This window comes from Clostridium sp. YIM B02555 (assembly GCF_022320955.1).
In the GTDB taxonomy this organism is placed as follows: Bacteria; Bacillota; Clostridia; order Clostridiales; family Clostridiaceae; genus Clostridium; species Clostridium saccharoperbutylacetonicum.
This window is the reverse complement of sequence record NZ_JAKJJY010000011.1, coordinates 133,565-147,106: the sequence shown is the minus strand read 5'-3', so window position 1 is coordinate 147,106 and position 13,542 is coordinate 133,565. Positions and strand designations below refer to the sequence as shown.

Here is a 13,542-nt window from a genome sequence, read left to right as displayed (position 1 = left end):
TTTCCAAATAAAATTAATTTTCAATGGTCAATTGTAAATGATAATTGACCATTGAAAAGCAGGTATAACAAAATCTTCACCTTGCTATACCTGCTTATACTAAAATTATCTAATAAAATTTTTCTTTACGATCCTTGCTTTTTTTCTAGTGCTTCTTTTAATGTATGCCAAGCTAAAACTGCACATTTTACTCTTGCAGGCATATTCGAAATATTTTTAAAAGCCATTGCATCTTCTAATGCATATAATTCTTCATCATCTTTAATTTCTCTTTTTATCATTCCAATAAAAGTTTCAGTAAGCATTAAGGCTTCATCAATTTTTTTGCCTTTTATTAAATCTATCATTATTGATGTTGAGGCTTGAGATATAGCGCACCCTTGTCCTGTGAATGCCAAATCTTCAATAGAATCATTGTTCAATTTAAGCTCTAATGTTATTTCATCTCCACAGCTTGGATTATGTCCCTTTTCCTTAATATCAGGATTTTCTAAGCTTCTTTTATTATGCTTTGAAGTACTGTGTTCCATAATCAATTCTGTATAAATTGCATTTAAATCCATCCTATTACCTCCATTTCGAAAACATTTCATATGTTTTCTTTGTTGCTTCAATTAATTTATCTACATCTTCTTTTGTATTGTAAAAGTAAAAACTTGCTCTACAAGTTGCATTTATGCCCATATATCTCATAAGAGGCTGAGCACAATGATTTCCTGACCTTATTGCAACTTTATGAGAATCAAAAACAGAAGCAACATCATGTGGATGAACTCCTTCTATGTCAAATGAAATTATCCCACCTCTATGGTTTAAATCTTTAGGTCCATAAATCTTTATATAGGGAAGCTTTTCAAATTCATTTAAAGCATAACCTATAAGTTCTTTTTCAATTTCGTCTATCTTTTCCATACCTATATTTTCTAAATAATCAATTGCTGTTCCAAGACCAACAGCTCCTCCTACATTTTGTGTTCCACCTTCAAATCTTGATGGTAATTCAGCAAAAGTTGCTTCTTGCTCATAAACATATTCGATCATATCTCCACCAACTATATATGGAGGCATATTTTCTAGTAGCTCTTTCTTTCCGTAAACTACGCCTATTCCCATTGGCCCTAAAAGCTTGTGCCCTGAAAAAACTAAAAAATCTGAATCTAAGTCTCTAACACTCACCTTCATATGTGGTACACTTTGAGCTCCATCAACTATTACTATAGCGCCTTTTGAATGAGCAAAATCTATAATTTCTTTAACTGGATTTATAGTCCCAAGTGCGTTAGAAACATGAGTAATACTAACAATTTTAGTCTTTTCAGTTATCTTAGCTTTTATTTCTTCTTCGGGAATTTCTCCATTTTCATTTACATACATATATTTTAAAGTTGCATTTTTTGTGCTTGCTACAATCTGCCATGGAATAAGATTTGAATGATGTTCAGCAATTGAAATAACAATTTCATCACCTTCATCAATATTATTCATTCCATAAGAAGAAGCAATAAGGTTAAAGCCTTCTGTTGCATTTTTAGTAAAAATTACTTCTTTTGAAAATTCTGCATCAATAAATTTTCTTACTTTTTCTCTAGCATCATCATAAGCTTGAGTTGCATCTATACTTAATTTATAAGCACCTCTATGAGGATTTGCATTATTTAACTTATAGTAATTTTCAATTGCATCTAAAACTTTAATTGGCTTTTGAGTTGTTGCACCACTATCTAAATAAACTAATCTTTCCCCTTTTTCATCAGCTTTTAAAACAGGGAAATCTTTCAAAAAATCTACATTATTCATTTTTCAATCCCCTGTCTACATTTTCTAATATTTCTTCTATGATACTTTCATGACCAATAGAGTCTATTATTGGATTAAAAGCTGCTCTAACAATTATAATTTTAGCTTCATCATAACTTAACCCTCTAGACATCAAATAAAATAATTTGTTTTCATCAATTCTTCCTGACGAAGCAGCATGTTCTCCTGATACATCATCTTCTGAACAAAGTAATATTGGCATTGCTTTTGCTCTCGCTTTCTTTGAAAGTAACATACAATATTCATCTTCTGCTCCAACACTCTTAGATGCACCTGTTTTAAAATCTAAAGTTCCTTTAAATGCCTTTTTAGCTTCCCCTTGAAGAGCTCCTTTAACATTTATATTAGAATTACTCATTTTACCCTTATGCGTAACGATGTAATTAATATCTATAAGTTTCTTTTTACTTCCTAAATATATTGAATTTACATTTGAAGTTGCTTTATCTCCAATTAAATCTCCATGATAATTATAAACACTATATTTTCCGCCAATATCTATTGTTATAAAATCAACTTTTCCATCTTCTTCAACGTCAGAAACATTGGAATCAAAATGAGCTATGTTATCATTTAAGAAATTCACCTTAGTTAATTTTATTTCACTATTTTTCTTTAAAAATACTGTACAAATTCCATTGTGATAACCAGTTGAATCATCTAAAGATTTGTATTTTACTATAATTGAAGCCTTTGAGTTTTCTTCAGCAATTATAATTAAATTATCTACAAGGGTACTATTATCTTTATCAAAATCAAACTCTATTACTATTGGTTCATCAATTATTTGATCTTTTCCTATTGTTATTAAATATCCATGATCAAAATCTTCTTTGCCTTGCTTTATAAGCTCTTCACTAACTCCATATTGAAATTTTTTGTATAAAGGAAATATTTTATCTTTTTCTAATTTTTGAATATTAACCTCATCACTACATTTAATTTTTACATTGTCAAAGTTTCTAAGTTCTCCAATATTTAATTCTCCAAGGCTTATATCATTAATATTAACCCAGCTTTTTGTTCTTATTGGAGTTTTATTTAAATTATTAAATTGTATAGCCTTCATTTCATTCACCTACCCTATGCTTCCTTCTAATTCTATGTTTATTAAATTATTCATTTCTACTGCATATTCTAATGGTAATTCTTTTGATATAGGCTCTACAAAACCTCTTACTATCATTGATTTTGCTTCATCTTCACTTATCCCTCTAGTCATAAGGTAGAAAATAGATTCATCACTTATCTTACCAATTTTTGCTTCATGGCCAATTTCAACATCATCATTTAATAAATCTATAACTGGAATTGTATCAGATTTTGATTTATTATCTAACATTAGAGATTCACAAGATACCATAGATTTTGAATTATAAGCATTTTCGGTAACTTTTAATACACCTCTATATGTAGCTTTTCCGCCATTTCTCGATATTGATTTTGAGTTTATAGTTGAAGAAGTGTTTGGTGCAGCGTGTATAACCTTTGCCCCAGTATCTAAGTTTTGTCCCTTACCTGCAAAAGATACTCCTGTAAATTCTGCTCTTGCTCCTTCTCCCTTTAAAATACTCATGGGGTATAGCATTGATATTTGTGACCCAAAGGAACCTGATACCCATTCTATTGTTGCATTTTTTTCAACTATTGCTCTCTTAGTATTTAAGTTAAGCATATTCTTTGACCAGTTTTCTATAGTACTATATCTAAGAGTTGCACCTTCTTTTACATAAAGTTCAACACAGCCAGCATGTAAATTTGTAACACTATATTTAGGAGCTGAACAGCCTTCTATAAAATGAAGTTTTGCTCCTTCATCTACTATTATTAATGTATGTTCAAATTGTCCTGCTCCAGGTGAATTTAATCTAAAATAAGATTGAAGTGGTATGTCAACATTAACACCTTTAGGAACATACACAAATGATCCCCCTGACCAAACTGCTCCATGAAGTGCAACAAATTTATGATCATTTGGTGTAACACACTTCATAAAATATTCCTTAACTAAATCCTCATGCTCTCTTAGAGCTGTTTCCATGTCAGTATATATAACACCTTGCTTTACCAAATCTTCCTTGATACTGTGATAAACTACTTCTGAATCATACTGTGCTCCTACTCCAGCAAGGGATTTCTTTTCAGCTTCTGGAATTCCAAGTAAGTCAAAGGTTTTCTTAATATCTTCAGGTACTTCATCCCAAGAGCCTGTGAGTCCACTCTTTGGCCTTACATAAGTTACTATATTATCCATATCTAAAGCTTCTAAGGATGGTCCCCAAGTTGGTAAGTTTAATTTATTATATGTTTCTAGAGCTTTTAATCTAAAGTCTCTCATCCATTTGGCTTCATTTTTTTCCTCTGAAATAGTTTCAATTATATCCCTTGTTAATCCCTTTTCAGATTTAAAACTAAAACTATCTTCGTTTTTAACATCATAGATTCCTCTATCCATTTCCTCTATATAAGTTTTCTTCTTGCTTTCCATCTTAATTCACCACCTTTATATTGCTACATTTTCTTTAAAAGCTTCATATCCATTTTCTTCAATAGTTTGTGCTAAACTTCTATCTCCAGTTTTAACTATTTTCCCATCAACTAAAACATGAACATAATCAGGATTTAAATTTTCTAATATTTTTGTATTATGAGTTATGATTAAAACTCCATTATTTTCATTGGAAAACATCTTAATCCCTTTAGACACAATTCTTATAGCATCAACATCTAATCCTGAATCAGATTCATCTAAAATTGCTAGTTTAGGATTTAAAGTTAACATTTGAAGTATTTCATTTTTCTTCTTTTCTCCACCTGAAAATCCAACATTTAAATACCTACTTGCATAGCTTTCATCGATTTTTAATTCCTTCATATTATTTTGTAAATCCAAATTAAATTTAAAATGTTTAAGCACATTTCCATCTGTCGTTCTCTTTGCATACTTTAAAAAATTCTCTACTGTTATCCCTGGAATTTCTTCAGGATATTGAAAAGATAAAAACAATCCCTTTTTTGCTCTTTCATCGGTTTTTAATTCATTTATGTTTTCTTCTTCAAACTCTATATCTCCACTTAATCTTTTATATTTGGGGTTATTTAAAAGAGCATTTGCTAGGGTAGATTTTCCTGCTCCATTTGGCCCCATAATAACATGAATTTCACCTTTATTTATTTCTAAATTTAATCCTTTTAAGATTTCTTTATTATCTGCTTCAATTCTTAAATCACATACTTTTAACAAACTATTATTCATAACAATTCTCCTATTCTATTAATATTTAATTAATTATTTTCTAAAAATTATATTACAATCTCCAAAATGTAACTATTTATAAATTCTTAATATGTATAATTTTAAAAGTGCATTTTAAATACACTTTTATATTAGCACAAGATTTTTTAATGTGCAATACAAATACACATTTTATTTTTCACCAATTTACTTTTTCTTATTTTCAGTTATAATATAGTTATTCACTTACGATAACCTTATTTAAGAATTAAATTTAGATATATATGAATCTTTTATATACAGAAAGGATGAGAAAATATGAACTTATCTAAGTTTTCAGATTATGCTTTTAGAATTTTAATATATTTAGCTAAAAACCAAGATAAAATATGTACTGTAGAAGAATTGGCATCAAAACTTGAAATATCAGAGCATCATTTAAAAAAAATAGTCCATAGATTAGGTAAAACTGAATATGTAATATCCACTAAAGGAAGAAATGGTGGATTAAAACTTGGAATGCCTCCTAAAGACATTAATCTTGGTAACATCTTAATCATTACTGAAGATAGTATAAATCTCGACGAATGTTTTTCAAGTGGAAAGGATTCTTGTGCTCCATCATCTAAATGTAAGTTGAAACATATACTCCACTCTTCAATTAAGTCCTTTATTGATGAAATTAGTAAATATACGTTACAAGATATTATTTAATTTGAGGCAACTATAGCACATTTTTGTGAATGATGAATAATGAATGATTTGTATACACAAAAAAGGTATTCTATCAATGTTCTTGATAGAATACCTTTTATTATGTCTAAATTAATCTTTATCTTATATTTTCTATTGTTCTACTGGTTTCTTTAATATACCTAATATTACTGCACCAACTACAGAACCTACAAGTATTGCTATAAGATATGAAATTGGATTAGATACTATAGCAATTACAAAGATTCCACCATGAGGTGCTCTTAATGCACATCCAAATGCCATTGAAAGTGCCCCTGCTACAGCTGAACCAATTATACAAGATGGTAATACTCTTATTGGATCTGCTGCTGCAAAAGGTATTGCACCTTCTGAGATAAATGAAAGACCCATTATATAGTTTACTAGTCCTGCTTGCCTGTCTTTTTCAGTAAATTTGTTTCTAAAAACTGTAGTACAAATTGCAATTACAAGTGGTGGAACCATACCACCAGCCATAACAGCTGCCATTATATCAAAGTTTCCACTAGCAAGTGATGCTGTACCAAAAAGATAAGCTGCTTTGTTAACTGGTCCACCCATATCAACTGACATCATACCACCTAATACAATACCTAAAAGAATCTTACTAGTACCACCCATTGAACCAAGTGCTCCACTGATAGATGTGTTAATTACACCCATTACTGGATTTATGAACAAAATTATTACACCAATTAAGAATGTTCCAATTAAAGGATATAATAATACTGGCTTAATACCTTCTAAACTTCTTGGTAAACCTGCAAATATCTTCTTTAATGCATTAACTAAATATCCAGCAATAAAACCTGCAAGTAATGCTCCTAAGAAACCTGAACTAACTGCTGGTGCCTTTGGATCAAATGCACTTGCAAAAGTAATACCGGCATTAGCTAAAGCACCACCAACAAAACCTACAGCAAGGGCTGGTCTGTCTCCAATGCTCATTGCTATAAATCCAGCAAGAACTGGTAACATAAATCCAAATGCAGTACCACCAATTTTCATTAGTACAGCTGCAAGTGGTGTTCCTGAACCAAATCCACTAGGATTAGCAGGATTAAATGTATCAAAAAGGAATGCTAAAGCTATAAGTATACCACCACCTATAACAAATGGTAACATATGCGATACGCCATTCATAAGGTGTTTGTATATTTGACGTCCTACTGATTCATTTCCTATATCTACACTTCCTTCTTCTCCTTTACCATCGTGATGGTAAACAGAAGCATTTCCGCTTGTAGCTTGATTAATTAAATCTTTAGCTTTGTGAATACCATTAGCAACTGTTGTCTTAATAAGTTTTTTACCATCAAATCTCGCCATTTCAACATTTTTGTCAGCTGCAATGATTATACAATCAGCATTAGCGATTTCTTCTTTAGTTAATACATTTTTAGCTCCTCCAGAACCATTTGTTTCAACTTTAATTGATACGCCTAATTCTTTAGCTTTATTTTCCAAGCTTTCAGCTGCCATATATGTATGTGCAATACCTGTTGGGCAAGCAGTTACTGCCAATATTTTATAACCTTTATCACTCATAGTATTCTCTCCTTTCACTTCATCTGGGAACTTTTCATTTTCTTTTTTATCAATTAATTTTAGAAATTCATCTTTGTCTGAACAATTAATTAAATTGCTTCTAAATGTTTCATCCATCAATATAGTTGATAGTCTTGCTAATACTTCTAAGTGTAAATTATCATTATTATCTGGAACTGCAATCATGAAGAAAAGGTTTGCAGGCTGTCCATCTAAAGAATCATAATCAACACCATTTTTACATATAGCTGCTGCTAGTGAAGCATTTTTAACAGCTTTTGTTTTGCCGTGAGGAATTGCAATTCCATCCCCTATTCCTGTTGTACTTAATTCTTCTCTAGCTAATATTGCTTTTTTATATTCTTGTTTATCATTTAAATTTCCTGTCTTATCCATTAGGTCAACTAATTCATTAATACATTGTTCTTTAGTACTAGGATTAAAATCTAAATTTATTCCTTCTTTGTGTAATAAATCTACGATTCTCATACTTTGATCCTCCTCAAAATAAAATATAATTTCAATATAATAAATAAAAAGTTATAATACCTTTTAGTATTAACGATTACAGTTATATTGTTTCATAGTTTTCATTTAATAAGTATTTATTAAACAATTTAATATATGTTGCATCTAATATTACATTAATCAATATAATGATTAAAATGTAGCTTAATTTAATTAAATTTTGTAACTACAACATATATTAAATATAAATTTGCTAAATAATTTATTATTTCATTTGCTTTAACAAATCATTTACTTGTTCTTTAGTTGCTAGTTCATCAGAAAATGCACTTGCACTACCTGTAGCAATTCCCATCTTAAAGGCTTCATTTATATCGTTATTTTTAAGATATCCGCATATAAAACCTGCAACCATAGAATCTCCTGCTCCAACTGAATTCTTTAATGTTCCTTTAGGAACTTCTCTTTTTATAGGATTCCCATTCTCAGGTAATAAGATTGCTCCATCACCAGCCATTGAAATAAGTACATTTTTAGCTCCCATTTCTTGAAGCTTCTTACCATATTTTATTATGTCGTCATCACTTTCAAGCGTAACATTGAACATTTCTGCAAGTTCATGATGATTTGGCTTAATAAAAAATGGTTTGTACTTTAAAACCTTTAATAACAAATCTTTTGTAGCATCAACTACAAATTCAACGCCTTTTTCTAAAAGTCTGCTCATTATCTTTTCATAAATATCATCAGGTACACTACCTGGGATACTTCCTGATAAAACTAAATAGTCACCTTTTTCTAAATAAGATAATTTTTCAAATAATGCTTTTAAATTATCTTCAGTAATTTCAGGACCAGATCCATTTATCTCTGTTTCTCCATCACTTTTAAGTTTTACATTAATTCTAGAAATTCCATTTTCAAGTTTGATAAAATCACAATCTACGCCATGATTTTTCACTTGTCTTAATATTTCATCTCCAGTAAAACCTGCTATATAGCCTAAAGCTTTATTTTCCACTCCTAGATTAGTTAAAACTATCGATACATTTATTCCTTTTCCACCTGCATAAATTTGCTCTTCTTCAGTTCTGTTTAATGTATCAACTTTAAAGGAATCGACCTTAACAATATAATCTAATGAAGGATTGAGTGTTATAGTATTAATCAATTTTTATCACCTCTATTACATTAGTATCATAACTAATATTTTTACCATCTATTCTAAAAGTTATAATTTTCGAATCAGATATTGCACCAAAAGTTATAAAACTAACTTTTTCTAATTTTGAATGATCTGCTAAAACAAAAGATTCTTTACACATCTTCATAGCTTGTTCTTTGACCATTGCTTCATTTACATCTGGGGTTGTAAACCCTCCTTGATTACTTATTCCGTTAACACCAAAGAAGCCTTTTGTAAAATTGTATTTTTTTAATTCTTCAACAGCGGTTGTACCTACTATAGCTTCAGTAATAGCTTTTAACTCTCCCCCGACTATAAAAGTTTTAATCCCCCTTTCCAAAAGTTTCTTTGCATGAACTATTCCATTTGTTACAGCAGTAATATTATTTGTACTTATAAAATCAATTACAAGCTCTGTAGTAGTACCTGCGTCTAAATAAATAACATCTCCTTCTTCAATTAAAGAAGCTGCATATTTTGCTATTTCTGATTTTTCATCGACATTTAAAGATTGTCTTATATTAACTTTATAGTCATATTTAGAAGCACTTTCATCAATTGAAATTGCACCACCATGAATTTTTTTGAGACGACCTTCACTATCGAGTGAGTTTAGATCTCTTCTTACTGTTGATTCTGATGCATCCAATAATTTTACTAAATCAGTAACAGATACTATTCCTTTAACTTTTAACTCTTGAAGAATGACATTATATCTTTCTTCTGTAAACATTATCACCACTCCTTATAATTATAATACCTCATATTAAAACAAAAATCAATCATTTTCTTTCAAAAACAATCATATTTTTAACTTTTTTTAATTATTAATGACCTTTTAACTATTCAATCAGTCACACATGGCTGTTTTTGGAGGTTTTTTCTTTTGATACACTCAAAAAAATCACTTCCTTAACTCTTATTTTAAAAACATATGAGCTCTTATTTTCTTTTTCTTTAACATTGTGTTTCTGTTGTCTATAAATACCATCTCTCATTATACTATAATTTTTCACTAACAGTTATTTAAAATAATTATTTTTCAATTAATCATTATACTATTATTAAGTTAAGTGCTCAAATTAGATTAAAATATTAAACAAAAAGTATCACTTTTGATTGTTTATGATTGATTTTATTCAAACAGTCAAATGCGATACTTTCCATATAAAAATACTTCTATTATAATATCATTACACAAAAACAAACACTATAATAAATCTCATAATAATAAAGCTACAAAAATCATATTCATGTTTTTGTAGCTTTATTTTAACTAAACAATCTTCGAATTATTGTCAATATTTATAGATTTATCTTCTAATTTTTTGCCATTAATAGATACATTTCTAAATGTAAGATTTTTAATATTTTGAAGAACTGCTTCACCTTTTACACCATTTAATAAAGCATCTTCTATTAATATATTTTCAATTGGGGCATCTTCAAACCCCTTTAAATATAATGCATTTTTAGCATCTATACTTCCACCATCAACAGTTTTAATATTTGATAAAGCAATATTTCTTAAGATAGGCTTATGATTACCATTTGTACCTTCTTCGTAAAAGAAATCAGCATGAATAACTGCAACTTTTGATTTATTTACTGTGCTATTTTTAATATAAATATTTTCTAGCAAACCGCCTCTTTCTGCATTTGTCTTAAATCTAATTGGATAATCTAATTCTTCACTATCAAAATAATTATCATGTCCAAATATATTATTGACTCCACCAGAAATTTCACTACCTATTGTTATTCCACCATGTCCATCTTTGAATTCATTATTTCTTATAATAATATTAGATGCTGGAATTCCTATTTTTCTTCCTTCATTGTTTCTTCCTGATTTAATAGCAATACAATCATCTCCAGTTAAGAAATAGCAATTTTCTATTATCATATCTATACATGACTCTGGATCTACCCCATCATTATTATATAAATTTGTATCTATTCTAATACCACTTACCTTTACATTTTCACACAATACAGGATTCACTTCCCAGAAAGGTGAATTCAATATTGTTATATCTCTAATTAAAATATTATTTGTTTTATAAGGCTGAATAAATGGCGGCCTGATAGTGGAAATATCATCACTAAATATTCTTTCAGTTCTGACATCTACAGCTTCTTGTCCCATATTGAATAATCTTTCTCTTTGAATTTGTTGATCCTCTTCGTTAAAATAACCAAACTTCCAAGGCATCCAGTTAAATTCATCTGCACATCCATCCAAAATCCCCTTACCAGTTATAGCAATATTGTTTTCTTCGTAACTATAAATGAAAGGAGAAAAATTCATCATTTCTATCCCTTCCCATCTTGTATAGACTAAAGGATAGAATTCATTAGTTTTATTTCTAACAAATTTTAGTATAGCATTTTCTTCTATATGTAATTCTATGTTACTTTTTATATATATTGCTCCTGTATAATACACATTAGGATTTTGAGAATCGTCACTTCCATTAATTACAACTTTTCCTCCACCATTAAAGGATGCTTCATTTATTGCTTTTTGTATTGCATCTCCATAAAACTTTATTTTTCTACTTTTCTTTATTAAAGATTTACTGATATAAGTTATATCTTTTTTCATTTCGCTCTTAGTTCCATTATAAGGTCCATCTGGATGCACAAAATATTCTTCTTCGATTTCCTTAACTAAAGGTGAATATTTTTCATCTAAAATATCATATTTAGCCTTAAATTCAAGCACAGGCATATTCTTATTTACTTTATCTTCTATTTTTTTATATAAATCTTCATTCCACTTTAATATAGACATTATTTTTCCTCCCAAATTTATCATAATATTTATTATAATATAATCTTATCTACTTCTATTTAAATCGTCTTAAAAATAATAATTTGTTTCAATGTTTTAATCTCTACAAAGCAAAACCATGGCATTACTGTCATGGTTTTTACAAACTTAGTTATATTATACTAATTTAAAGCAGTATTATTAAACCCACCACTTTTATTTGTATATGCTACATTATTGTTTCCAAAACATTTTTCATACTGCCAGCCTGTTAAAACTTCAACAGCTGCTTTAGCTTCTGGAGTTACATCTTCCATTGATCCACCAGCTTTAATTCTATTTACTTCATCAACTAATAACTTATGAGTTTCTTTTGTAAGTTTATATCTTGAAGCTGCAAACCATGTTATTGTAAGTAATATTATTGGGAAAACTATAGTAACTATTGCTATACCTGTTATTGCGCTAGGTGGTTGTTGTACTAATTTATCTTTTGCACTTGAGCTTACAAAACCAAAAGCCGCTAAACCAATTCCAAGTATACTAGTTTCTATTGCTGCTGCAAGTTTTCCGAACAAACCATTTATACCGTTATAAATACCTTCTCTTCTCTTTAAAGTAAGTGCTTCATCTATGTCTGCAACGAATCCCATTTGGTAAGTTGGTACATAGTCAACTGCAGCCTTACCTACGATATTAACTACTGTGAAAACAAAGAATAAAGTGAAAGTAAATGAGTTATGTCCTGTAAATACAAGATATACATAACCTAAAAGTGATACAAATATTATTCCAATACCTAATTTGAAAGTTTTTGGACCACCAAATTTGTATGCAAGTATTATATATATAAATACAGCTACAAGTGAAACTCCTGATGAAACACTATTTACTGCTGATACATTAACAGTGTCTAAAGTTAAAACATAAAGTGCAAAGAAAGTAAGAACTCCTCCTTGAAGTTGTTTGTAAACACTACCCAAAAACCACATAGTGCTATGAAGTCTAAATGCTTTAAGTCTCATACATGAAACTAAATCAACTCCAAGCTTCTTAAATACTTCACTAAGTGAACCTGCAGCATCTTCATAAACTACTGTTTTAGGATCTCTTTCATATACATTAAACAAGAAGAATAGTAAAGCTATTGTGGTTATAATTCCCCAAGAAAGTCCTATATACCAATAAGATTGAGCTGTAGCCTTTCCAAAAGTACTAAAAATATATGCAGTTATTAATCCTGAAATAAATCCTGATAAAGTACCACAATATTGTTTTCCACCAATAAGTTTTGCTTTTTCTGCAGCATTTTGAGTCATTTCAGCTGGAAGAGTAGTTCCAGGTACAAATATTAAAGTATACGCTATTTCATATATCATATTAACTGCGAAATAGTAAGAAAAAGATTGACCTGCTATCCATAAGCATGGGAATATAATAGCTATTCCAACTATTCCTAATGCTATGAAAGGTTTTCTTCTACCAAATCTTCTACCTAACTTTGTTTGACCAAAACCATCACTTATAAATCCTAATACTGGATTTCCAACAGCATCGATAAGCCTTGCAATTGTGAAGATAGATGATGCTTTTATTGGATCAAGTCCGCAAACAGTAGTGTAAAATAACAGCAACCATGCTGACATTAACCCTTGGGCTCCACTTCCTAAAAAGTTTATACTTGAATAACCAAGTATATTTCTTAATTTAATTTTTTCGTTCATTGTTTTTTTCCTCCTCATATAATTTGAGCACTCTTGAAAACCTATAACACAA

11 protein-coding genes are annotated in these 13,542 nt (G+C 29.4%); 1 reads left to right on the top strand and 10 read right to left on the bottom strand.

Annotated features, from left to right (window positions below; genetic code table 11):
- Window positions 1-125 precede the first annotated feature (125 nt).
- The 5 genes from sufU to sufC are packed head-to-tail and all read right to left on the bottom strand — an operon-like array spanning window position 126 to window position 5,074.
- Complete coding sequence (gene sufU / locus L3B98_RS16370) at window positions 126-563, bottom strand: Fe-S cluster assembly sulfur transfer protein SufU (RefSeq protein WP_077363705.1); 438 nt, start codon at window positions 561-563, stop codon at window positions 126-128.
- A gap of 4 nt (window positions 564-567) precedes the next feature.
- The gene (locus tag L3B98_RS16365) at window positions 568-1,797 is read right to left on the bottom strand and encodes a cysteine desulfurase (protein ID WP_238917527.1); all 1,230 of its coding nucleotides are present in this window, start codon (window positions 1,795-1,797) and stop codon (window positions 568-570) included.
- Window positions 1,790-2,887 carry a Fe-S cluster assembly protein SufD gene (gene sufD / locus L3B98_RS16360; protein WP_238917526.1) on the bottom strand — a complete coding sequence of 366 codons (1,098 nt, stop codon included), beginning with the start codon at window positions 2,885-2,887 and terminating at the stop codon, window positions 1,790-1,792. Before sufD ends, L3B98_RS16365 begins: the two co-directional genes overlap by 8 nt.
- A 9-nt stretch (window positions 2,888-2,896) precedes the next feature.
- On the bottom strand, window positions 2,897-4,306 hold the full coding sequence (gene sufB / locus L3B98_RS16355; RefSeq protein ID WP_077363709.1) for a Fe-S cluster assembly protein SufB: 1,410 nt from the start codon (window positions 4,304-4,306) through the stop codon (window positions 2,897-2,899).
- A gap of 15 nt (window positions 4,307-4,321) precedes the next feature.
- On the bottom strand, window positions 4,322-5,074 hold the full coding sequence (gene sufC, locus L3B98_RS16350) for a Fe-S cluster assembly ATPase SufC (protein WP_077363711.1): 753 nt from the start codon (window positions 5,072-5,074) through the stop codon (window positions 4,322-4,324).
- A 297-nt stretch (window positions 5,075-5,371) separates the two neighbouring features.
- On the opposite strand from sufC, the gene L3B98_RS16345 reads away from it, so the two are divergent.
- Window positions 5,372-5,767 (top strand): Rrf2 family transcriptional regulator, encoded by a 396-nt coding sequence (locus L3B98_RS16345; protein ID WP_015393413.1) that lies wholly within the window; start codon window positions 5,372-5,374, stop codon window positions 5,765-5,767.
- Between the two features lie 132 nt (window positions 5,768-5,899).
- Here L3B98_RS16345 and L3B98_RS16340 read toward each other — a convergent pair whose 3' ends face one another.
- From L3B98_RS16340 to L3B98_RS16320, 5 genes are all read right to left on the bottom strand, one after another.
- Entirely contained in the window at window positions 5,900-7,825 is a 1,926-nt protein-coding gene (locus L3B98_RS16340) for a PTS fructose transporter subunit IIABC (protein WP_015393414.1), read from the bottom strand.
- Between the two features lie 244 nt (window positions 7,826-8,069).
- Window positions 8,070-8,975: a 1-phosphofructokinase gene (gene pfkB / locus L3B98_RS16335; RefSeq protein ID WP_238917525.1), complete on the bottom strand. Its 906-nt coding sequence runs from the start codon at window positions 8,973-8,975 to the stop codon at window positions 8,070-8,072.
- A complete protein-coding gene (locus L3B98_RS16330; RefSeq protein ID WP_238917524.1) occupies window positions 8,968-9,723 on the bottom strand; it encodes a DeoR/GlpR family DNA-binding transcription regulator in 756 nt (251 codons plus the stop codon). Before L3B98_RS16330 ends, pfkB begins: the two co-directional genes overlap by 8 nt.
- A 543-nt stretch (window positions 9,724-10,266) precedes the next feature.
- Window positions 10,267-11,787 carry a glycoside hydrolase family 28 protein gene (locus tag L3B98_RS16325; RefSeq protein WP_238917523.1) on the bottom strand — a complete coding sequence of 507 codons (1,521 nt, stop codon included), beginning with the start codon at window positions 11,785-11,787 and terminating at the stop codon, window positions 10,267-10,269.
- A gap of 161 nt (window positions 11,788-11,948) precedes the next feature.
- Window positions 11,949-13,490 carry an MFS transporter gene (locus L3B98_RS16320; protein WP_015393418.1) on the bottom strand — a complete coding sequence of 514 codons (1,542 nt, stop codon included), beginning with the start codon at window positions 13,488-13,490 and terminating at the stop codon, window positions 11,949-11,951.
- Window positions 13,491-13,542: the final 52 nt, after the last annotated feature.